This window comes from Sorangium sp. So ce1335 (assembly GCF_051521615.1).
In the GTDB taxonomy this organism is placed as follows: domain Bacteria; phylum Myxococcota_A; class Polyangia; order Polyangiales; family Polyangiaceae; genus Sorangium.
This window is the reverse complement of record NZ_CP150363.1, coordinates 8,723,112-8,744,410: the sequence shown is the minus strand read 5'-3', so window position 1 is coordinate 8,744,410 and position 21,299 is coordinate 8,723,112. Positions and strand designations below refer to the sequence as shown.

Here is a 21,299-nt window from a genome sequence, read left to right as displayed (position 1 = left end):
AAATCAGTTGAGCGGCCCCACCGCCTCCTCCACGGCCGCGATCAGCGCCCCGGCCCGGATGAGCTCGGCTGCCGCCGCGATGTCGCGGTAGAGGGGTCGGTCCTCGGCGAGCTCCGGCACCACGCGGCGGACGGCGGCGTGGGCGGCGGCGACGCCGGCGCTCGGGCGGAGCGGGCGCCGCTGGTCCACCCCCTGGGCCGCGGTGATCAGCTCGATCGCCAGCGAGCTGCGGACGTTCTCGATCACCTGGGCGAGCTTGCGGGCGCTGATGCTGCCCATGCTCACGTGGTCCTCGCGGCCGGCGCTCGAGGGGATCGAGTCCACGCTCGCCGGGTGGCAGAGCACCTTGTTCTCGCTGACGAGCGAGGCGCTCGCGACCTGGGCGATCATGAACCCCGAGTGCAGCCCGCTGCGCGGCGCGAGGAACGGGGTCAGGCCCGTCGAGAGCGCCGGGTTCACGAGCTGCTCCACCCGCCGCTCGCTGATGTTCGCGAGCTCGGCCGCCGCCATCGCGGCGAGATCCAGGGCGAGCGCCACCGGCTGCCCGTGGAAGTTGCCGCCCGAGATCAGCTCGGCGCCGCCCTCTCCGCCCCCGCCGCCCTCTCCGCCCGTCCCGAGGAACACCGTCGGGTTATCCGTGACGCTGTTCACCTCGCGCGTCAGCACCTCGGCGGCCCAGGCGATCGCGTCGCGCGTCGCGCCGTGCACCTGGGGCATGCAGCGGAGCGAGTAGGCGTCTTGCACCCGCGGGCAGTCCGCGTGGCTCTGCATGATCTCGCTGCCGGCGAGCAGCGCGCGCAGGTTGCCGGCCGTGGTGGCCTGGCCCGGGTGCGGGCGCACGCGCATCAGCCGCTCGTCGAACGGGCGCTTCGAGCCCATGAGCGCCTCCAGGCTCACCGCGCCGGCGACGTCCGCGGCCGTGCAGAGCGCGGCCGCGTCCCGCAGCGCCAGCGCGCCGAGCGCGGTCATGTACTGGGTCCCGTTGATGAGCGCGAGCCCCTCCTTCGCGGCGAGCTCGATCGGCGCGAGGCCGGCCTTGCCGAGCGCCACCGCGCTCGGCATGAGCTGCCCCTCGAAGCGCGCCTCGCCCTCGCCGATGAGCGTCAGCGCGAGGTGCGCGAGCGGCGCCAGATCGCCCGACGCGCCGACGGAGCCCTGCGCGGGGATGCGCGGGCACACGCCGCGGTTGAGCAGCTCGGCGAGCAGGTCGAGCACCTCGGTGCGCACCCCCGAGTGCCCGAGCGCGATCACCTGCGCGCGCAGGACGATCATCGCGCGCACCTCGGCGTCGCCGAGGTCGGGCCCGACGCCGCACGCGTGGCTCCGCACGAGGTTCCGCTGGAGCGCCCGGATCTCGTGATCGGCGATGCGCGTCTCCGCGAGCGCGCCGAAGCCGGTGTTGATGCCGTACACCGCGGGCGCCGCGTCGCCCGCCGCCGCGATCGCGTCGATCGCGCGGCGCGAGGCCGCGGCGCGCTCGCGCGCCTCGGCGCAGATCGCCACCGGGCGGCCGCGGCGCGCGACGTCCTCGAGATCGGCGAGCGAGAGCGGGCGGCCCAGGAGCAGCGGAGACACAGCGGCGGCGTGCGGCGTCGAAAGGGTCACGAGGGCCCACGCTAGAGCGGCGGATGCCCCGGGAAAAGCCGCCCGCGCAGCCTCGATCGGCGCCGTCCGGCCGCCCGGCACGGCCGCCCGGCACGGCCGCCCGGCACGGTCGCCCGGCACGGCCGCCCGGCACGGTCGCCCGGCACGGCGGTACCAGCCCCCCGGCAGCGCTGCCCTGGGGAGCGCGGAAACGTGCTCCGGCGGGAAGCTCCCGGCCGCAACGGAAGAATCCGGTGCCCGGCGGGGATCGGATCCGCCTATCCTCCGCCGGCGCATTCCCGGCCCCCGGCGCCGGGGTGCGACCGCTTGCTTCCGATGCGCTTCGCCTTCGCTCCCTCCGCCACGCTCGCGCTCGCTGTCGGGCTCGCCTCGCCGGCCGCTGCTCAGCCCGCCGAGCCCGCGCAGGCGGACGCTGCGCGCGGCGCGGACGCGGACGCGGACGCAGCGCCCGGCGCGGACGCGGACGCCGGGCCCGGCGAGGACGCGGCCGCAGCGCGCGGCGCGCCCGCGGCCGCCGTTGCACCCACGGCCGCCGGCGCCTTCGACGAGCGGCTCATCCTGGACACGGGCCGCGCGCCGCCGCCCCCGCCCGACCCGGACCGGACGACGTTCTCGCTGCAGGGCGAGTACCAGCTCCGCTACCGCGCCATGACCGATCTCCGCCTGCGGGCGCCGCCCCTGTCGGATCCGGGCGCGACGACGCTCGGGCAGAACCAGTACATCGCGCACTGGCTGCGCCTCTCGCCGCGGCTCCACCTCGCGGACAGGGCCTCGATCATCGCGCAGATCGACGTCGTCCGGGGGCTCATCGCGGGCGACACGACGCGGCACGTCGAGCAGGTGCGCGACGCGCGCGCCGGGCTCTCGTGGTTCGAGGTCCACCCGCGCTACCTCTACCTGGAGGTGCCGTCGTCGATCGGCGTCTTCCGGGTGGGCCAGCAGGGCGCGCACTGGGGGATGGGGCTCGTCGCCAACGACGGCGATCGGGCGACCCTCTTCGGCGACCCCGAGCGCGGATCGCTGGTGGAGCGCGTCCTCTTCGCGGCGACCCCGATGGGCCGGAACGGCCCGCTCGTCGTCACGGTCGCGGGCGATCTCGTGTTCGAGGACAGCGCGGCCGACCTGCTCGGAAACGACGTCGAGGGGCAGGACGAAGGGGAGGGGGATCGCGCCCTCCAGGCCGTCGTGTCGGCGCTCTGGCGCGCGCCGCGCGGCGAGATCGGCGTCCGCGGCGCCCTGCGGCGCCAGACGCGCGAGCGCCGCGCGAAGACGAGCCCCGCCCGGTTCATCGAGACGCTCTCGGCGGCGGTGCTCGACGTGGCAGGCAAGTTCAACGCGCCGGTGCCGGGGGGCGGCGCCCACGTCTACGGCGGGTTCGAGGTCGCGGCGGTCCTCGGCTCGACGTCGTTCGTCCCGCGCGGGCCCGCGCCGCCCTCCGGCCCGTCGGCCCAGCGCGCGCCCGTGGCCGTGCGCTCGATCGGCGGCGCGGCGACCCTCGGGGCGGTCCACGTCGCGCGCCGCGGGCCGCGGCCGGACGACCGGTGGGGGCGCGTCGTCACCGAGATCGAGGCCGGCTACGCCTCCGGCGACGACGACCCGCGCGACGGCGTGGCGCGGCGGTTCACGTTCGACCCGAGCCACAACGTCGGGCTCATCCTGTTCGACCAGGTGCTCGCCTGGAAGACGGCGCGCGCGGCGACGATCGCCGAGCGGGAGCTGTTCGCCGCGTCCCCCGAGCCGGGCATCCGGTGGCTGCCCTCGAAGGGCGGCGTGTTCGGCGCCGCCTACGTGAACCCGCGGATGATCGTGCGGCCGGCGCGCTGGCTCGACCTGAAGGCCGGCGCGGTCATCGCCGAGACGACCGCCGACCTCGTCGATCCTTACGGCCCCTCGCGGGCAGGCGGCGGCCTCGCCGGCTACGACGGCGGCGACCGGCGCCGCCACGATCTCGGCGTCGAGCTCGACGTCGGCGTCGACGCGCGCATCGCGATGGGCAGGCTCGTCACCATCCAGCTCGGCACCGAGGCCGGCGCCTTCTTCCCCGGCGGCGCGTTCGACGACGCCGCCGGCGCCGAGCTCCCGGACCAGTACCTGCTCACCCTGAAGCTCGGCGTCATCCACTGAGCCGGCCAGGGCTCCCCGGCCGCCTGAGGCTCGTGTAGAGGTCAACGGGACGCGAAGCGATACGGCAGAGCGCCCCTCGGCAGAGCTTCCCCGGCAGAGAGAGATGGGAGAGACACGATGCGCAAGCGACTCGCGCTGAGCCACCTTCCGACCCCGATCCAGCGCCCGCGGCGGCTCGCCGAGGCGCTCGGCGTCGACCTTCACGTGAAGCGCGACGACATGACGGCGGGCGCGGAGGCCGGCAACAAGATCCGCAAGCTCGAGTACCTGCTCGCCGCCGCGCGGGAGGAGGGCGCCGACTGCGTGCTCACCTGCGGCGGCCTCCAGTCGAACCACGCGCGCGCGACGGCGCTGCTCTGCGCCTCGCTCGGCCTGCGCGCGGTGCTGTTCCTGCGCACCGCCGACCCGTCGGCCGCGGCGCCGATCGAGGGCAACGTGCTGCTCGACCGGCTCGCCGGCGCGGAGATCCGGCTGATCTCGCCCGAGGCGTACAGGGACCGCGACGCGGTGATGGCCGAGGCGGCCGCCGAGATCCGCGCGGCGGGCGGCCGGCCCTACGTGATCCCGGAGGGCGGCTCGAACGGCCTCGGCGCGCTCGGTTACGTGCGCGCGATGGAGGAGGTCCGCAAGCAGCTCGACCTCGGCATCGCGGGCGGCAAGCCGTTCGACGTCATCGTGCACGCGTGCGGCTCGGGCGGGACGGCGGCGGGCACGGCGCTCGGCGCGTCCCGCTACGAGGTGGCCGGCGAGGTGCGCGCGATGGCGGTGTGCGAGGACAGGGCGACGTTCGCGCGCATCGCGCTCCGGATCATGGACGAGGCGCGCGCGCTCGACCCGGGCCTCGGCGCGCCCGCCCACCTCGCCATCGACGACGCGGCCAAGGGGCCCGCCTACGCGGTGTCCACGCCCGAGCAGCGCGCGCGCATCCTGAAGGTCGCGCGGCTCTCGGGGCTCATCCTCGACCCCGTGTACACGGGCAAGGCGTTCTCCGGCCTCTGGGACATGGCCGAGCGGGGCGAGCTCTCGGGCAAGCGGGTGCTCTTCCTCCACACCGGCGGCCTCCCCGGCCTCCTCGCGCAGGGGGCGGCCTTCGCCGACGTGCTCTAGAACAACGAGCACGTCGATCGAGCGAGAAATAAACCGCCAAGACGTCAAGGACGCCAAGAGGGAGACAATCTCTTGGCGTCCTTCGCGTCTTGGCGGTTCGAAGCTCTGCTCGTTTCAGGCGGGTTCGACCCGTTTGCTGCTCTCGCGCGGCGGCCTCGCGCCGGCCGTCTCAGGTCCCGCCGCGCCACCAGGCGTCGGCGAGCGACGCGTCCTCCAGGGTGTCGATCTCCATGTAGCCGCCGTGGGTGTCGACCTTGTGGAGCGCCGCGCCGGACTCGATCATCTCCTCCAGCAGGTCGATGAGATAAGCGCGCCGGAACGCGCGGCCCTCGCGGAACTCGGGGAGCTCCGCGAAGGAGGCGCGCGCGGCGTCGAAGGCGGACAGGAACTGCGAGGCGCCCCGCGCCGAGAGCTTCATCACCCCGATGAACTCGCCGGTCGCCGCCTCCGACGGGATGCGGCGCGAGATCTCCACCACGCGGCCCGCGGCGTCGGCGCGGAGCTTCTCGGCGTCGGTCTCGGGGTGCTGCGAGCGGTTCACGTACCGGCGCCGCCAGTCCGTGTCGCAGGCGAGCGCGATGTCGTGCGGCGAGCGCACGAGATCGGCCACGATCTCGGGGCGGTACACGATGTCCGCGTACGTCGAGACGAAGCCGCCCGCGAGGTGCTCGCGCGCGCAGAGGAGCGAGAGAAGGATGTTGTTCTGCTCCCAGTCGCGGTTCTCGACGTACGTCAGATCCGGGTACGCGGCGCGGATCACGTCGGCCTTGTACCCGCAGACGAACACGACGTCCGACCGCTTGAAGCCACCCGCCGCCAGCGCCTCGAGGATGCCGTCGAGCATCGGGCGACCGAGGATGGGGACCAGCGTCTTCGGCAGCTCTTCGGTCAGGTGACGCAGCCGGCTGCCCCGGCCCGCCCCGATGATCACGGCCTTCACGACACCGCCGTTACCATGGACGGACTCGCGCGATCACGGGGAAACCGGGACAGGCGCGCACCGGAAGCCCACGGATCCAGGCCTCCTTACGGAATCGTGACCGTGAGCTGACCCCCTGCCGCGGACCCCCGGGCTAGAAGCCGAACATGGAGATCGCGATCGTCCTCATCGCCCACTCTACGCTTTCGGTCTTTTTCCAGACCTTCTTCCTGCACCGGTACGCCTCGCACCGGATGTTCACGATGTCGAAGCGGTGGGAGCGGATCTTTCACTTCCTGACGTACCTGACGCAGGGCTCCTCGTACCTGGTTCCGTGGGTCTACGCGATCTTGCACCGCATGCACCACGCCTACAGCGACACGCCGAAGGACCCGCACTCGCCGCGGTACTACAAGAGCGTCGTCCCGATGATGCTGGACACGGCGAAGCGCTACGACGACATCTACGACGGCAAGGCCCAGGTGGAGCCGCGCTTCCTCGGCGGCTACCCCGAGTGGCCCACGCTCGACCGCATCGGCAACTCGTGGATCGGCCGCTTCGCCTGGGGCGCGGGGTACGTGGCCTTCTACGCGGTCTTCGCCTCGCACTGGTGGCAGTTCCTGTTCCTGCCGCTGCACTGGACCATGGGCCCGCTGCACGGCGCGATCGTGAACTGGTGCGGCCACCGCTACGGCTACCGCAACTTCAACAGCGACGACGACTCGCGCAACACGCTGGCGCTCGACCTCGTGACGCTCGGCGAGCTCTTCCAGAACAACCACCACAAGTACGCGATGAGCCCCAACTTCGCTGTGCGGTGGTTCGAGATCGACCCGGCCTATCAGGTCATCCGCGTGTTCGCCTGGCTGGGCATCCTCCAGATGCCCGACAAGCGCCAGGTCGCCCGCCTCGAGCCCGAGGTCGCGCGCGCGGAGGGATAGCGGAGGGATCGGCCGCGGGCCGCGCGTCCTGCGCGGCCCGCACAGGCCGTGAAGCGAGGCGCGCGGGGCCGAGGCTCCGCGCGCCTTTCTTTTGAGGCGCGCGCGGCCGACGCCCCGCGCGCCACTCTCTTTTCAGGCGCGCGCGGCCGGTGCCCCGCGCGCCACTCTCTTTTCAGGCGCGCGCGGCCGGTGCCCGCGCGCCCTTCTCTTCACGCCTTCTCGTACAGCTGCCGGAACGCGCCCGGGACGTCCTTCGGCCCGATGTGCTCCTTGCGCTTGTTGAACTCCGGCAGGCAGGCCTGATAGGCCGCGTCGACCCGCAGATCGCTGCCGTCGTAGCCCGGGCGCCAGATCTCCATCGTCTCGCGCGCGAGGTCGATGATGTCCTTGAACTGCCCGCGCTCCTTCAGGATCTGCGTGCTGAGCCCGTACATCAGCAGCCCGCCCGGGATGGCGCCGAGCGCCGTCGTCGCCAGCGCCGGATAGCAGATGCGCGACGTCACGACGCCGAACCGCTCCCGGATCTCCGCCATGGTCTTGCGCTGGAGCAGCTTCGCGCCCGCGAGCGGCCCCATGGCGTAGACCGGGTCGTCGCTCGGGTAGTCGTAGTCGCAGAAGGACACGACGCTCTCGCCCCTGGCGAGCAGCCCCGCCGCGGCGAGCGGCTCGGCCCACAGGAGCGACGAGGTGCCCATGAACTTGTTCGTGCGCTCGATGTCCGCCTCGTTCGCGACGTCCACCTCGACGAGCCCGAGCTTGCGGATGTTCTCGGCGCGCGAGAAGTCGGGGACCTGGAGCACCGGGTCGAACGCGACGTCGAGGTCCTTCACCTTCGTCGGCCCGTGCTCCGCGTAGCGCTTCAGCGCGCCGTTCGCGATGCCGTTCACGAGGTGCACCGCCCGATACCGCTCCTTCAGCGCGGCGACGACCTCGTCGATCACCTGCGGCTTCGTGGCGTCGTTGTTCCAGAAGCGCGCCGTGAGCCCCTCGGCCTCGGCCGCGTCGCTGATCGCCTTCACGTGGTGCGGGCCGATCTGCATCTTCTCGCTGTCGAAGTGCACGGCGAAGACGGCGGCGCGCTCCCCGAAGAGGAGCTGCAGCGCGAGGGCGCGGGTCATGCCGTTCGAGCCGCCGAGGATCAGCACCGCGGCGTCCGGGGCGATGCGCGCGCCCGCCGGGCTGATGCGGGCGCGGTGCTCCGCGAGCTGCTCGGCCGCGACGCGCGCGCCGTGCTCGGCCAGCGCCCCGACGAGCGCGCGGCGATCGAGGCCGCCGAGAGGAAGCTTCTTGAAGGTCTCTAGGTCATCCATCACGTCCGGCGTCTTACCGTCTCCCGCGCTCCGCGTCACGACTGGACAGCTCGCCTCCGTCCGGGCGCGCGCCCCTCGCGGCCACGGCGCCCCGAAGCGGGAGCCCCGCCTCCGTCCGAGCCGTGATAGAACGATCCCGTGAAGACGGTTCTCGTCACGGGCGGCAGCGGGTTTATCGGGCGCGGTCTGGTGAAGGATCTGCTCGCGCGGGGGGATCGCGTGACGGTGCTGACGCGCGACGTGGGGCGCACCCAGGCGGCGCTGCCGGGCGCGCGCGTCGTGTCGTGGACCCCCGACCGGCCGGGGTCGTGGTTCGAGGAGCTCGACGGGGTGGACGGGGTCATCCACCTCGCGGGCGAGTCGATCGTCAAGCGGTGGACCGAGGAGGCGCGGCGCGAGATCGTGAGGAGCCGCATCGACACGACCCGCCTCATGGGCGAGGCGATCGGCAAGGCGAAGCGCAAGCCGGGCGCGTTCCTCTGCGCCTCCGCGGTCGGCTACTACGGGCCGCAGCCGGGCGACCGGGTGCTCGACGAGGACGCGGCCCCCGGGGAGGGCTTCCTCGCCGACGTCGTCGTCCACTGGGAAGAGGCGGCCCGCGCCGTCGAGGAGCAGCACGGCGTCCGGTCGGTGCAGCTCCGGATCGGCGTCGTGATCGGCGAGGGCGGCGGCGCGCTCGACAAGATGATCGCCCCCTTCCGGTTCTTCCTTGGCGGGCCGATCGGCGACGGCAAGCAGGTGATCTCGTGGATCCACCGCGACGACGTCGTGGGGCTGACGCTGCTCGCCCTGGACAACGAGTCGGTGCGCGGCCCGCTCAACGTGACGGCGCCGCACGCGGCGACCGGCGAGGAGGTCGCGAAGGCGATCGGCGCGGTGCTCCGCCGGCCGTCGTGGCTCCGCGTGCCCGAGGCGATGGTGAAGCTCGGGATGGGCGACGCGGCCGAGATCGTCACGACCGGGCAGCGCGTCCATCCGCGGCGGGCGGAGGCGCTCGGCTACGCGTTCCGCCACGCCCGCCTCGTGCCGGCGCTCGAGTCGATCTTCGGCCGCTGAGCGCGCGGGCGCGCGGGTCAGCCGCCGAGCGCGCCGGTCAGCCGCCGAGCGCGCGGGTCGGCCGCCGAGCGCGCGGGTCAGCCGCCGAGCGCGCCGGTCAGCCGCCGAGCGCGCGGGTCGGCCGCCGAGCGCGCCGGTCAGCCGCCGAGCGCGCGAGCGCGTTCTCCCGGCTTGCCCGCGGAGGGGGCTCGCAGCCGGGCGCCGCGCCGCGGCGCCCGGCTGGACCCCACGCAGAAAGAAGAGCCGCCGGTGGCGCGCTGAGAAGTCGACCGTTGTCGAGCAGCGCACCATCGGGAGCCCGGACGGCGGTTTCCCAGCGCTCCCCCAAGCGCTCCGTCCGCTTCCATGCTTACGACATCACGGACCGAGAATCCTTCGGGATGAGTTGGATTGGCGCGTGCAGGGTATCCCGACTGAAGGCCGCCGTGCACCCCCCAGAGCGCCCCGCGAGAGCCAAAGTCGTTAGGGAATCCCCCTTGGCGCGGTGCGCAATCGCAGGGTTGCTCGTCTCAGGCGGTTTTCCATGCGGGAGCGGAGGTGGGCACCAGGTGCCATGTTCGGCCTCTATCCAGACAGGCGACCACACCCCGGCGCGACCCCGTGCGCGAGGCGGCCGGGCGCGGCGCGCTGGGCGCGCTCGGGCGCTCAGGCGCTGATGCCGCGACTCTGGAGGATCTCGCGCACGGCGGCCTGCGCGGAGGACGGCAGATCGGCGAGCGAGCTGCGGGCGAGCTCCACGAACTTCATGCCGCGCGCGCGCTTGAGCGCCTCGACGGCCGCGGCGCGCTCCTCGGCGCCCTCGTGCTGGAGGATGCCGAGCAGCAGCTCGCCGGCCTCGAGGGTGTCTATCTTCGCGATCGCGCGGACGGCGCTGGCGCGGACGGCGGGCGCCTGCGACTCGCGGTAGATGCGGGCGAGCGGGTCGAAGGCGTGGGCGAAGCGGAGCTCCTCGAGCGCGCGCGCGGCCTCGTGGACCACGGTGGGGTCGGCGTCGACCAGCGCGTCGCGCAGCGTGATGAACGTGCGCTTGTAGAGGAAGCGGGAGAGCGCGCGCACGACGGCCACCCGGATCTTCGGCTCGGGGCGGCGGAACAGGTGCTCCAGCGGCGAGAGGATCGTGTAGAGCTCGACCGTCGCGAGCTGCTCCGCGAGGCTGATGAGCTGCTGCGCGGGCGACCGCGGCGCGGGCGCCGCCTCGGGCGCCCCGCCCTCGACGGCGAGCGCCGTCAGCCGGGCGAGCATGGCGCGGCGGCGGGTGACCTCGGACCACTGCGTCGGGTCGAGCACGATGTCGCCGCACGCCTGGCTGGCGCTGCCGGCCTGCTCCCACTCGACCAGATCGATGTGCCAGACCTCGGGGAAGCCGAGCTCGTGGCGCAGGTGCGCCGGCAGCGGCGAGGCGTCGATCGGCAGGTCCTGCGCGTCGACGTAGCGGCCGCCGGCGCGCGCGTAGTGCTTCTTGCGGGTCTCGTCGAGCGGCAGCTGCGTGAGGGCGCGGTAGACGTTTCCCACCTTGCTGTACTGCCCCGCCTCGCCGAGCGCGATGACGGCGGCGAGCAGCGCGTTCTCGGCGATCTCGGGCGGGGCGGCGCGCTTCTGCGAGACGGCGGACACCTCCTGCCAGAGGCGGGCCTGCGTGAGCACGGCGAAGTTCGCGACGGCGGCGAGCCCCTCCTTGCGGGCGTACGCGGCCATCTCGCGGGCGAGCGTGGCGGCGGCGGAGATCTCGCCCTGCTTCTCGGCCGCGGCGACCGCCTCCTCGTAGGACTGGAGCGCGTAGTAGCGAAGGTGGTCCTCGCGGAGGATGCGGATGACGTTCACGTAGCCCTCGAGCACGTGCTCGAAGGCGCGGCTCTCGCGGCCGACGGCGATGAGGACCTGGTAGCAGTCGAAGGCGCGCTCGCGCTGGCCGATGGTCTCGTACCTGTCGGCGGCCTCCTCGAGCAGGTGGACGGAGGCGAAGACGGCCTCGCGCGCGGCCGCGGCGTCGCCGGTGCGGAGCGAGGTGCGGGCGAGGTTGAAGCGGGCGAGGCCGGCGGCGTAGAGGTCGCTGCCCGACGAGGAGAGGAGCTGGGCGAGGCGCGACCACAGGGCGCGGGCGCGGGCGAAGTCCTGGCCGCGCTCGCGGGCGATGGCGGCCTGCGCGACGAGGCCGGCGGCCTCGTACTCGTCGGCGGCGCGGGCGTAGAGCCGCTTCTGCCGCTCGGCGTCCTGCTCGCGCTCGGCCCAGGCGAGCATGGTGCGGGCGCGGTCGATGGGCGGGACGTGCGCGATGAGCTGGCGCTGGCCGTGCTCGCTGCCCGCGTACCAGGCGACGGTGAGCGCGCTCCGGTGGTCGCCCAGCCGGACGAGCACGTCGCGGAGCTCGTCGGTCATGGCGACGTAGTCCTCCTCGCGCGCGATGGTGTGCTGGAGGGCGCTGAAGAGCGCGTCGCGCGCGCGGGAGAGGTCGCTCCGGGCCAGCGCGGAGCGGGCCTCGTCGCGGAGCTCGTGCAGGGGGCGGACGCCTTGGGTCATGCGCGGAGCGAGCGTAGTACAGCACGGCGCCCTTGCGCGGCGGTGCTTCGCGCGGCGATGGAGGAACCGTCAAACGGCGCATCGCGGGCGCGGCGTGAGGCGCCCCGCCGCGCCGCGCGAACCCGGCTGTCGCGGCGGCGAGCGGTCTGTTACAGGGCGGCCGCCATGAAGCTGTTCCGTCACGCCTTGCCGCTCGCCTGCGCCGCTGCCGCCACCGTCTCGTGCGGTGGTGGGGTGGAGCGCACCCCGCTGCTCGTCGATCCGCCGAGGGCCGAGCCTGTCGCGCCGGGGGCGCCCGACGCGCCCGACGCGCCGCGCGCCGCGGAGCCCCTCGAGGGGGCGCCGGGCGATCACCGCTTCTGCGGCTGGCTGCACGAGTTCCTCGGGGATCCCGCGTCGACGGAGCTCGGGTACGACACCTTCGCGGCCCACGCCGGCGCGTTCGACGCGGTCCACCCGAAGTGGTGGCGCGTCGCCTCGCCGACGACGTTCGAGAACCACCCGCGCGGCCGGGCGGCGCCGTTCGCGGGCTTCCACGACCGGCGCGTCCTCGACGCCACGACGGCCGGCGGGGGGCGCACGCGGCTCGTCCCGCTCGTCGCCGCGGTCGACAGGCCCGACGTCGTCGCCGTGCACGCCATGATCCACGACCCCGCGCTCCGGGCGCAGCACGTGGCGGGCCTCGTGGCGATCGCGACGGACAACGGCTACGACGGGCTCGACATCGACTACGAGCACCTCGCGTCCGTGCTCGGGCCGGGCGAGACGGTCGCGGCCGAGCGGGCGGCGTTCTCGGCGTTCATCGACGAGCTCGCGCGCGCGCTCCACGCGCGCGGCAAGACGCTCTCGCTCGCGGTCCCGACGGTCGCGTCCGCGAAGGGCGTGTTCGACTACGAGGCGCTGAGCGCCTCGGCGGATCACGTGCACGTGATGGGCTACGACCACCACTGGGGCGGCGGGTCGCACGCGGGCCCTGTCGCGCCGCTCGGGTGGCTGGAGCGGACCGTCGCGTACATCGGGGGCATCGACGGCGGCGCGCGCCGGGAGAAGTTCCTCCTCGGGCTCCCGAACTACGGCTTGCTCGGGCCGGAGGCGCCGGAGGGCGGGGGCGCCGTCGTGGGGTGCGAGCCGCTGCGCAAGTGCCAGGAGCTCGCGGGCGACAGCTACGAGACGAGCACCGACCACATGAGCCGGTGCCCGGAGGACGGGGGAGAGCGGTTCGCGGCCGGTCGGGCGCCGAACCGGGTGCTCGCGAGCGGCGATCACCTCTTCTTCGAGGACCTCGAGTCGCTCGAGGAGAAGGTCGTCGCCGCGCGGCGGGGCGGGCTCGGCGGCGTCACGTACTGGAGCATCGGCGGCGAGCCGGGCGGCGCCGCGTTCTTCTCGATGATCGAGCGCCACTTCCCGCGGTGATCCCGGGCCGAGGCCGGGGGGACGCCGCGCCGCGGCGGCTCAGATCTCGAGGATGATCCCGCGCTGAGGCCGGGGGGGCGCCGCGGCGGCTCAGACCTTGAGGAAGATGCCGCGGCGGTGGAGGGGGTAGAGGAGCACGAGCCAGAGGGCGACCGCCGCGAGCGCGAAGGCGAGGGAGGCGTTCAGCGGCGCGAGCCACGACGCGAACAGGCGCGTGTAGACGAGCTCCAGCGCGCTCGTCCTCGCGCCGTCGTCGCCGGTCCCGGTGACGAAGTAGAGGAGGTGCCCCATCATGGTCGAGCCCACGTAGGCCGCGATCGGGTTGGCGCCGAAGACGAGGAACGGCGCGCCCCACCGGCGCCACCGCTGCACGTCGACGATCCACACGCAGGCGGCGAGGACGACCGCGGCCACGCCCGCGGTGAACAGCGCGAACGAGCTCGAGTAGAGGCTGCGGTTCCACGGGAACACGCGGCCCCAGAGCGCGCCCAGCGCGATCCCCGCGGCGCCCGCGGCGAGCAGCCCTGTGACGCGCGCGCGGAGCCCGGCGGTCCCGGTCAGCCAGCGGCCGGCGAGGCCGCCCAGGAGGACGGTCATCGCCGCGGGGAGGGTGGCGAGGATGCCCATCGCGTCCCACCCCTTGCGCGCGATGTGCCCTCCGAGCAGCGCCCGATCCACGAGGGCCGGCAGCGTGCGTTGCGGGTCGTCGAGCGGATAGCGCCGCAGGACGAGCCAGTAGCCGACAAGGGCCGCGGCGATGATCACGGCCTGCTGCCGGGCCGTGGTCCTGAGGCTGAGGAGCGCGGCGAGCATGTACGCGGCGCCGATGCGCTGGAGGACACCCGGGATGCGCAGCTCGGTGAGGCGCTCGACGGGAAAGAACGGGAACGCCGACAGGAACAGCCCGAGCAGGATGAAGATCGCCCCCCGCCGGACGATCTGCAGGGCGAGCTCGCGGTCGGTCGCGCCCCGGGCGCGGCGCCCCGACAGGGAGATGTGCAGGGTCACGCCGATGATGAAGAGGAAGCAGGGAAATATCGTGTCGGCGAGTGTGCAGCCGTCCCAATAGGAGTGGGCCAGCGGCGGATAGATGGCCGGGAAGCTGTCCTGGAAATTGACGAGGAGCATCGCGACGATCGTCATTCCACGGAAGATGTCCAGCGATTGGAGCCGCATGCGAGGACTGTAGTGTGATGGAAGCGATGAGCCATGAGAGCGTGGCTATCTCCGGCGATGTCCGTCAGCGGACTTGCCGCGACATCGTTTGATCCACGCCTGTCAGGCGTGCCCGGTTGTCCGGGGGCTTCATGACGGCGGCGAGCCCGCCTCGGCCCGGCCGCGCGCGGGCCGTCGGCTTCGGCCGCCGGCGGGCGTGATCCCGGCCCGGCGGGGCGCCGGCGCCGGTCAGCCCGGCGCGGGGCCGGAGCGCGCGCGGTTCCGGGTGCGCGCGGCCTCGGGCGGCGCGCGGGCGGGCTGCGGCGCCGGCGCGCGCGGCGGGGGTGTTCCTGGCGTCCCGCGTGGTATGGTGCGCGCCGTTACAGCGAGAGGAGAATCCTGTCATGGCACGCACCCCGTCCACGATGCTCGAGCTGGGCACCCCGGCGCCCGACTTCCGGCTGCCCGATCACAGCGGCAAGCAGGTTGCGCTGTCGGATTTCACCAAGGAGCGGGCGCTCCTCGTGATGTTCATCTGCAATCATTGTCCGTTCGTCAAACACGTCCGCCACGAGCTGGCCAGGCTGCGGCGCGATTACCGCCCCGAGGACGTGGCCATCGTGGCCATCAACTCGAACGACACCGTCGCGTACCCTGCGGACAACGCCGAGGCGATGGCGCGGGAGGCGCGCGAGGTCGGCTACACGTTCCCGTACCTCCTCGACGAGTCGCAAGAGGTCGCCAAGGCGTACCGGGCGGCCTGCACGCCGGACTTCTACCTCTTCGGCCCGGATCGCCGGCTTGTCTACCGCGGCCAGCTCGACGACAGCCGCCCTGGCAACGGCGTCCCGGTGACAGGCCGCGACCTCCGCGCCGCCATCGACGCCGTGCTCGCGTCGTCGCCCGTCCCCGCGGATCAGCGGCCGAGCATCGGGTGCAACATCAAGTGGAAGCCCGGCCATGAGCCGGAGTACTACGGCTGAATCCCATCGAGACCACGACCGTTTGAACCCCGGGCCGATCCCCGTCGGCCCGAGCTCCGGGCAGAGATGGCTCGGCCAGCTGCGGGTGCGTGGTCAGGCCACATCGACGTCCTGAAGCATACCAGACCATCCCTGCGGGCCGAGGTGTGGTCCGCGCCTTTTGCGGTGGTCGTGCTGCTGCTGTGTCCGCCAGGCAGCACAGACGGTCAAGACGCTGGTAATGTACAGGCGCGGCACGGGGGCGTGATGCCGCACCTTCGGGGGGGATCGCCTTGCGAAACCACGACATCCGTCTGCATGGCAAGCAGATTGCGACATCGCGCCGAGGTCCGCTCCAGTGTGGCGCGCAGATGCACGTGCGCGACGGGGTGATCCGTTCTCCTACTCCATGAGCATCATCACGACATGACGCGGCCGAGGCCAAGGAATCCGATCTTCTATGCAGAGCTGGACCGACCCTGAGCGCCAGGCGCTGGCGAAGAGCGCCGCGAAGGTGCTCAAGGACAACGCCGTACACAACCGCAGCGGCCTCCCGCCGTTCCGGTTGCCGCAGGTGGCGCAGCAGATCCTCGACGAGCTGTTTCGATACATCTCCTCCGGCGACCCGGCGCCCGTCCTGTCGCTCGGGAACAGGCTCGCGCAGCAGGGGCTCGGGCTGCGCGCGCTCCTCGGGCTGAGCCGCGCTCTCCTGCGCGAGGTGCTGGCGCGCCTGCCCGACAGGGCGCCCGAGGCGCTGGGGGATGTGGCGCGCGTGAACGATTACCTGACGCTGCTCGTGGACGCGGCGGCGGAGCGGGAGAGGTGCGAGATAGGCGACCAGCGCGACGAGATGCAGCTCGCGCTCGAGCGCGCGATACAGAGCCGCGAGCGCGAGCTGCGCCGCGTGATCATGGAGCTCTCGACGCCGATCATGCCCGTGCATGACCACATCCTGGTGCTGCCGCTCATCGGGAAGCTCGACTCCGAGCGAGCGGCCAGGATCACCGAGTTCCTGTTGCGAGACGTGGTGGAGCGGCAAGCGCGCACCGCGATCATCGACGTGACCGGCGTGCCGGCGATGGGCGCGGAGGCCGTCGACGCGCTCGTGCGCACCGCGCGCGCGCTCGACCTCCTCGGCACCCACCCGGTGCTGGTCGGCATCCGCCCCGAGGCCGCCCGCGCGCTGAGCGAGCAGGGCGCTCACCTCGAGGGCATCGTCGTCCTGGCCAATCTTCAAAGCGGTATCCTCTACGCGCTGCGGCGGGAGGGGCTCGACGTGTGTGACACCCCGCTTCCGCAGCGCGGGGCTGCTCGCTCGTACCGCGGCCGCTGACGAGCGCGCCGCGGCTCGCTCTGGGAGGAGACGATGGAGATCGACACCACCAAACCGCATATCGGACGGGTTTACGACTACGTTCTCGGGGGACACCACAACTACGACGTGGATCGCCGCGCTGCCACGGAGATATTGAAGATCCTGCCGACCTATCCGAAGTGGGCGAAGCTCAACCGCTGGTTCATCCAGCTCGTGGGGCAGCAATGGTCGGACGCGGGGATCACGAACGTGCTCGATCTCGCCTCGGGGCTACCGACGCAGGGCCACCTCAACGACTACCTGCCCGACGCGCGCATCCTGTTCTCGGACATCGATCCGGTGAGCGTGATCTACGGCCAGAAGCTCCTCGCTGAACGGCCGAACATGCGCTACGTCCAGGCCGACCTTCGAGAGCCGCCGCCGCTGGTCGCGGCGGCGGCGAAGTTCTTCGGCGCCGAGCGCCGCATCGCGGTGGGGTGCATCGGTATCGCGTACATGATGGATGATGATCGCTTGCGCGACCTCCTGCACAAGCTGCACGCGTTCTGCGCGCGCGGCAGCGTGCTGGCCCTCAGCTACGTGGTGCCGCGCGACGCCTCCGCGTCGCAGCGGCTGAACGGCGCCGCGTCCCTCGCCGGGGCGACGGTCTACCCGCGCATGCCCGAGGAGATGGCGGCGCTGATCAGCCCATGGAAGGTGCAGGGTTGCCGGCCGCTGAGGGAGTGGCTCGACCTCGAGAACTTCCTGACCCAGGAGGAGCACGATTCGAACCCGTTCGACATGCAGGGGCTGATCGCGCACCACGGAGGGTGAGGCTCAGGGGACGTGCGAGGCCGGCGGGCGCCGCGCCGCGGACCCCCCCTCCTCGGGCCGGTCCTGCCGCTCCTTCTCCCCGAGGATCGCCTTCGCCGCGCTCGCCCGCGCCGCCCCGCTCGCCACCGTCGCATGGTCGACGACCCAGTGCGCGTCCAGGAGATCCAGGTAATCGAGGTCGAGCTGCCCCCCGGAAGGCAGCATGAACACCGCCGAGATGTGCGCGTGGTTGCGCACCGCCTGCACCATCTCCCGGGGAATGTAGAGCGCCGCGTGCGTGAACAGGTGCACCACCGGCGTCCGCGGGTCGTGGTGCCGCGTCAGGTCGAGATCCGTCGCGAGCTCCGCGAACACCCGCGCCGGGTTCCTCCCCCGCTCCCCCTTGAATGACAAGAGGTGCGCCGTCGGGAGCTGCCCGTTCTTCGCCCGGTAGAGCTCGTAGAGCCGCGCGTCGAAGAAGCGGAACGCCACGTCCTCGCCCTCGAGCAACAGCCGCTTGCCCGTCGCGATCGCCATCCCCCGCGCGAACGTCTGCCGGTCGCCGCGCATCGAGGCCGACGCGTCGATGAGCAGATAGTGAATCCGCTTCTGCTCGTCCCGGCTCTGCTCGCGGGCGAAATACAGCACCTCGTTGTCCGCGATCCTCCGCGCGAGCTCCATGTCGTCCCAGGCGAGCTCCGTCAGCACCATGCTGTCGATCGAGCCGCGCGTGCCGAGCCCCGAGTAGCCGTGCGCCGCCGTCGTCCCCGCCGCCGGGCGCGTCTTCGTCTCGAGCACGCTCGGCAGGATCTCCAGCGAGAAATTCACGATGTCGTTCGCCTCGGGCGACGACAGCGCCGCCAGGAGATCCACCTGGGCGAGCGCCCCGGCCGACGCCTCCGAGCCCAGCATGCCGAACAGCCGCAGCGTCTCGATGTCGAGCGCGTCCGACATCGTGAGCACGTAGAGCCGCGAGACGTCGAGCGCCTCCAGCGCCCGCTGCTCGAAATCGCGCCGCGTCGACAGGAACAGGCCGCGGAGCTGCGGCTCGATCCCCTCGAACATCGCCGCGTCCACGGGCAGCATCGCCCGGTAGGCCGGCTGGGTGTGCGTGCGCGCCGCGACCGCGCCGAACAGGCGCGACAGCACCACCGTGACGAGATCGTCGTTCATCCGGAGCTGCGACGCGCCGCGCGCGGCCTCGCTCTCGGCGAGCTCCCGGAGCACCGCCCGGTACCCCTCCAGGATGCGCTCCGCGTCGCGCAGCCGGGTCGCGAGCTCCCTCGCGTCGCAGCGCGGGCCGAGCTCGAGCTGCTCGCGCGGCGTCGAGAAGAGCAGCCCCGCGTCGTGAACCATCGCGAACGGCAGGACGACCCCGAGCCGCTCCAGGCTCTGGTGCCAGCGGATCGCGCGCAGCGCGAGCGACGAGCTCAGCGGGCGCACCTGCGAGAACGCGAGCGTCCCGAGCGGGCCGGCGATCGAGGGGTTCGCGAGCTGCGAGGCGGGGACGGGCACGGCTACAGGTTCGTCACGCAGCGGAAGCCGATGCCCGGCGCGCTCGCCGTCGCGAGCTGGTGGTAGCGGAACGCCGGGTTCAGCCAGAGCGCGACCCCGCCGTTGTAGCCGCCGCCCCGGATCGCCTTGCGATCGCCGGCCGGCGCCCCCTTCGGGTTCACCTGCTCCTCGTCCTTGTAGGTCTCGAACCAGTCCGCCGTCCACTCCCACACGTTGCCGACGACGTCGTGGGCGCCGAACCTCGTCTTCCCCTTCGGGAACGAGCCGACCGGCGCCGTGCCGAAGAAGCCGTCGTCGCCCTCGTACATGCGCGCGCTCGGCCGGAGCCCGCGCGCCTTCTCCCACGCCGTGCACTCCACGCCGCACGCGTTCATGAAGGTCTGGTCCCCTGGCTCGTCGCCCCAGGGGAATTTGCGCCCGTCGGAGCCGCGCGCCGCGTACTCCCACTCGGCCTCGGTCGGCAGGCGCTTGCCGTGCACCTCGCAGTAGGCGTCCGCGAGGCTCCACGGCACGCAGTTGATCGGGTGCTCCTCGAGCCCGGGCTTGCCGAAGGTGCAGAGCTCGGCGAGGGCGGTCAGCGTCTTCTCGTGCTCGGCGTCGGACACCCCGTCCGTCTTCGGGAAATCGGGCCTGGCCGGCGGCCGCTTGCACTCGCCCTTGTCCGAGCACGCCTTGTAGTCGCCCGCGGTCACCTCGTGGACGTCGATGCAGAAGGTGTCGATCGTCACCTTGTGCGCGGGCTGCCACAGCTTGAACTCCGGCTCGTCGGAGCCCATGAAGAACTTGCCGCCCGGGACGAGCACCATGCCCGAAGGACACTCGGTCCGGCGCGCGGCCGACGCGACCGCCGCGACAGCGGCCGCGCTCGCGACCGGCGCGACCGCGGCGCTCGCCGTCGCGGACGCCGTGGCGACAGGGCCGCTCCGCGACGGCTCCTCGGCCGCGGGCTCGCCGCGGAGCAGGCTCCACGCCACGGCGCCGCCGGCCGCGAGCACGGCCGCGGCGCCCCCGATCGCCAGCGCGCCGCCGGGCCGCGCGGCCGCCCTCGTCGCGGGCCGCAGCGACGCCGCGTCGTTCGCGGTGCCGCTCGTCGTGACCGGGCCGGCCCCGAGCGCCGGGAGCGGGGTGCCGGCGGCCGGCTGCGAGGTGCCGGCCGCCGGCGACGAGATGCCGGCGGCCGGCTGCGAGGTGCCTGCGGCCGGCAGTGCGCCGACGGCTCCGGGCGACGACGTGGCGCCGCCCCCGGGCGCCGTGGGGGGCGCGGCCATCGTCGGCGCGACGCTCGGCCACGACATCCGCGGGGCGGAGATGCGGGCCGCCGGCGTGCCGGACGAGGGCCCGCCGCCGGTGATCGCCCAGCCCGGGTTGTCCGGGAAGACCGCCCGGTGCAGCGCCGCCCAGAAGCGGCCCATGGTCGGGAAGCGATCGGCCGGCGCCACGGCGAGCGCCTTCTCGAAGACCGCCTCGACCTCGTCGCTGACGGTGAGCCCCAGGGTCCGCGGCGTCGGCCGGCGCGACGGGTCGCGGCTCGCGACGGCGAGCTGGAGGTAGTCGTCGCCCTGCAGCGCCGGCGCTCCGCCGAGCATCACCTCGATCATGATGAGCGCCATCGCGAAGACGTCGGTCCACGGCCCGGTCGCGCCGTGGGTGCGGCTGAACTGCTCGGGGGCGCCGTAGCTCGGCGTGAAGGCGGTGAGGTCCTTGCCCGTCTGGGCGAGCGCCGTCGCCGCGGCCGCGTGCTCGGCCATCACCTTGGCGATGCCGAAGTCGAGCACCTTCACGAACGTCGAGGCGTCGCGCGGGGGCCCGATGACGAACAGGTTCGCCGGCTTGATGTCGCGGTGCGCGATGCCCCGGGAGTGGACGAGCTCGAGCGCGACCGCCGCCGACTCGAGGAGCGCGAGCGTCGCGTGGACGTCGCGCGCCGGCAGCCGCCGGCTCGCCTCCTCGTGGAGGACCCGATCGAGCGGCTTGCCGTCGAGCCACTCGAGGACCATGTAGGGCAGCCATTGCCCGTCCGGCGCGTTGAACGTGCCGATGTCGCGCGCCTGGACGATCGCGGCCGAGCGGCTGGAGAGCTCGGCCATGAGCTTGCCCTCCTGGATGAACGCCTGGAGGAGCTGGTCGCGCTGCTCCGCCGGCGCGTTCGCCAGGAGCGTGAAGCACTTCAGGGCGACGGGCTGCTTCCAGATGACGTGCTCGGCCTTGTAGACGACGCTGAAGCCGCCTTCGCCGACGGCGTGGTCGATCCTGTACTTGTCGGCGATCAGGGTGCCGGCGAGGTCGAGCGGATCGCTGCGGTCCGGGTTCTGGCTCATGAAGTCCCTGCGCAGCGCGGGGGGCGCCGGTGTCGGCGCGCCTCGCGCGTGCGTCGGGGCCATCTTAGTGGGCCCGCGGTCCGTTGGAACCCTCTCGCGCGATCCGCCGCCCTCGCGGCCCCGGCGCTCGCCGCGACGCCGCGGAGGCGCCGCGCGCCCCCTGTGCGTCCGATATGGCGGATGGATCGAGCGCGCATGTGACAGCGTGCGCACCGGATTCCAGCCCATACGGCGAATCCCGGGGTGCTTG

At 73.1% G+C, this 21,299-nt stretch carries 15 protein-coding genes; 8 read left to right on the top strand and 7 right to left on the bottom strand.

Features of this window, described 5'->3' with window-relative positions; genetic code table 11:
• Positions 1 to 3 precede the first annotated feature (3 nt).
• Positions 4 to 1,605, bottom strand: coding sequence for a histidine ammonia-lyase (hutH, locus tag WMF24_RS32295; RefSeq protein WP_437731274.1), 1,602 nt, complete (start codon positions 1,603 to 1,605; stop codon positions 4 to 6).
• 315 nt (positions 1,606 to 1,920) lie between these two features.
• Between hutH and WMF24_RS32290 the strand changes: the two genes are divergently transcribed.
• A complete protein-coding gene (locus tag WMF24_RS32290; protein WP_437731273.1) occupies positions 1,921 to 3,729 on the top strand; it encodes a hypothetical protein in 1,809 nt (602 codons plus the stop codon).
• A gap of 117 nt (positions 3,730 to 3,846) precedes the next feature.
• Positions 3,847 to 4,836: a D-cysteine desulfhydrase family protein gene (locus WMF24_RS32285; RefSeq protein WP_437731272.1), complete on the top strand. Its 990-nt coding sequence runs from the start codon at positions 3,847 to 3,849 to the stop codon at positions 4,834 to 4,836.
• A 169-nt stretch (positions 4,837 to 5,005) separates the two neighbouring features.
• On the opposite strand, the gene WMF24_RS32280 is transcribed toward WMF24_RS32285, so the two are convergent.
• Entirely contained in the window at positions 5,006 to 5,776 is a 771-nt protein-coding gene (locus WMF24_RS32280; protein WP_437731271.1) for an NTP transferase domain-containing protein, read from the bottom strand.
• Positions 5,777 to 5,922: 146 nt separating this feature from the next.
• Between WMF24_RS32280 and WMF24_RS32275 the strand changes: the two genes are divergently transcribed.
• Positions 5,923 to 6,696 carry an acyl-CoA desaturase gene (locus WMF24_RS32275; RefSeq protein WP_437731270.1) on the top strand — a complete coding sequence of 258 codons (774 nt, stop codon included), beginning with the start codon at positions 5,923 to 5,925 and terminating at the stop codon, positions 6,694 to 6,696.
• A gap of 209 nt (positions 6,697 to 6,905) precedes the next feature.
• Here WMF24_RS32275 and WMF24_RS32270 read toward each other — a convergent pair whose 3' ends face one another.
• Positions 6,906 to 8,006, bottom strand: coding sequence for a hypothetical protein (locus WMF24_RS32270; protein WP_437731269.1), 1,101 nt, complete (start codon positions 8,004 to 8,006; stop codon positions 6,906 to 6,908).
• A 138-nt stretch (positions 8,007 to 8,144) separates the two neighbouring features.
• On the opposite strand from WMF24_RS32270, the gene WMF24_RS32265 reads away from it, so the two are divergent.
• A complete protein-coding gene (locus WMF24_RS32265; RefSeq protein WP_437731268.1) occupies positions 8,145 to 9,062 on the top strand; it encodes a TIGR01777 family oxidoreductase in 918 nt (305 codons plus the stop codon).
• Positions 9,063 to 9,707: 645 nt separating this feature from the next.
• On the opposite strand, the gene WMF24_RS32260 is transcribed toward WMF24_RS32265, so the two are convergent.
• The gene (locus WMF24_RS32260; protein ID WP_437731267.1) at positions 9,708 to 11,579 is read right to left on the bottom strand and encodes a HEAT repeat domain-containing protein; all 1,872 of its coding nucleotides are present in this window, start codon (positions 11,577 to 11,579) and stop codon (positions 9,708 to 9,710) included.
• Between the two features lie 165 nt (positions 11,580 to 11,744).
• On the opposite strand from WMF24_RS32260, the gene WMF24_RS32255 reads away from it, so the two are divergent.
• On the top strand, positions 11,745 to 12,992 hold the full coding sequence (locus WMF24_RS32255) for a glycosyl hydrolase family 18 protein (protein ID WP_437731266.1): 1,248 nt from the start codon (positions 11,745 to 11,747) through the stop codon (positions 12,990 to 12,992).
• A 90-nt stretch (positions 12,993 to 13,082) separates the two neighbouring features.
• Here the strand turns inward: WMF24_RS32255 and WMF24_RS32250 are convergent, their stop codons facing one another.
• Complete coding sequence (locus tag WMF24_RS32250) at positions 13,083 to 14,168, bottom strand: acyltransferase family protein (protein ID WP_437731265.1); 1,086 nt, start codon at positions 14,166 to 14,168, stop codon at positions 13,083 to 13,085.
• A 383-nt stretch (positions 14,169 to 14,551) separates the two neighbouring features.
• On the opposite strand from WMF24_RS32250, the gene WMF24_RS32245 reads away from it, so the two are divergent.
• The 3 genes from WMF24_RS32245 to WMF24_RS32235 all read left to right on the top strand — a co-directional run bounded on the left by WMF24_RS32245 (position 14,552) and on the right by WMF24_RS32235 (position 17,237).
• A complete protein-coding gene (locus WMF24_RS32245) occupies positions 14,552 to 15,130 on the top strand; it encodes a thioredoxin family protein (RefSeq protein ID WP_437731264.1) in 579 nt (192 codons plus the stop codon).
• A 439-nt stretch (positions 15,131 to 15,569) separates the two neighbouring features.
• Positions 15,570 to 16,442, top strand: coding sequence for an STAS domain-containing protein (locus WMF24_RS32240; protein ID WP_437731263.1), 873 nt, complete (start codon positions 15,570 to 15,572; stop codon positions 16,440 to 16,442).
• Between the two features lie 33 nt (positions 16,443 to 16,475).
• Positions 16,476 to 17,237 (top strand): SAM-dependent methyltransferase, encoded by a 762-nt coding sequence (locus WMF24_RS32235; protein ID WP_437731262.1) that lies wholly within the window; start codon positions 16,476 to 16,478, stop codon positions 17,235 to 17,237.
• Between the two features lie 3 nt (positions 17,238 to 17,240).
• Here the strand turns inward: WMF24_RS32235 and WMF24_RS32230 are convergent, their stop codons facing one another.
• Both WMF24_RS32230 and WMF24_RS32225 read right to left on the bottom strand, forming a co-directional pair.
• A complete protein-coding gene (locus tag WMF24_RS32230; protein ID WP_437731261.1) occupies positions 17,241 to 18,731 on the bottom strand; it encodes a hypothetical protein in 1,491 nt (496 codons plus the stop codon).
• A gap of 2 nt (positions 18,732 to 18,733) precedes the next feature.
• Positions 18,734 to 21,049: an SUMF1/EgtB/PvdO family nonheme iron enzyme gene (locus WMF24_RS32225; protein WP_437731260.1), complete on the bottom strand. Its 2,316-nt coding sequence runs from the start codon at positions 21,047 to 21,049 to the stop codon at positions 18,734 to 18,736.
• Between the last annotated feature and the right edge of the window lie 250 nt (positions 21,050 to 21,299).

Bases quoted from the DNA above. Each gene is read 5' to 3' on its own strand.
- WMF24_RS32290 (WP_437731273.1), top strand. From the start codon at position 1,921: ATGCGCTTCGCCTTCGCTCCCTCCGCCACGCTCGCGCTCGCTGTCGGG.
- WMF24_RS32285 (WP_437731272.1), top strand. From the start codon at position 3,847: ATGCGCAAGCGACTCGCGCTGAGCCACCTTCCGACCCCGATCCAGCGC.
- WMF24_RS32275 (WP_437731270.1), top strand. From the start codon at position 5,923: ATGGAGATCGCGATCGTCCTCATCGCCCACTCTACGCTTTCGGTCTTT.
- WMF24_RS32270 (WP_437731269.1), bottom strand. From the start codon at position 8,006: ATGGATGACCTAGAGACCTTCAAGAAGCTTCCTCTCGGCGGCCTCGAT.
- WMF24_RS32260 (WP_437731267.1), bottom strand. From the start codon at position 11,579: ATGACCCAAGGCGTCCGCCCCCTGCACGAGCTCCGCGACGAGGCCCGC.
- WMF24_RS32255 (WP_437731266.1), top strand. From the start codon at position 11,745: ATGAAGCTGTTCCGTCACGCCTTGCCGCTCGCCTGCGCCGCTGCCGCC.
- WMF24_RS32250 (WP_437731265.1), bottom strand. From the start codon at position 14,168: ATGCGGCTCCAATCGCTGGACATCTTCCGTGGAATGACGATCGTCGCG.
- WMF24_RS32245 (WP_437731264.1), top strand. From the start codon at position 14,552: ATGGCACGCACCCCGTCCACGATGCTCGAGCTGGGCACCCCGGCGCCC.
- WMF24_RS32240 (WP_437731263.1), top strand. From the start codon at position 15,570: ATGCAGAGCTGGACCGACCCTGAGCGCCAGGCGCTGGCGAAGAGCGCC.
- WMF24_RS32235 (WP_437731262.1), top strand. From the start codon at position 16,476: ATGGAGATCGACACCACCAAACCGCATATCGGACGGGTTTACGACTAC.
- WMF24_RS32225 (WP_437731260.1), bottom strand. From the start codon at position 21,049: ATGAGCCAGAACCCGGACCGCAGCGATCCGCTCGACCTCGCCGGCACC.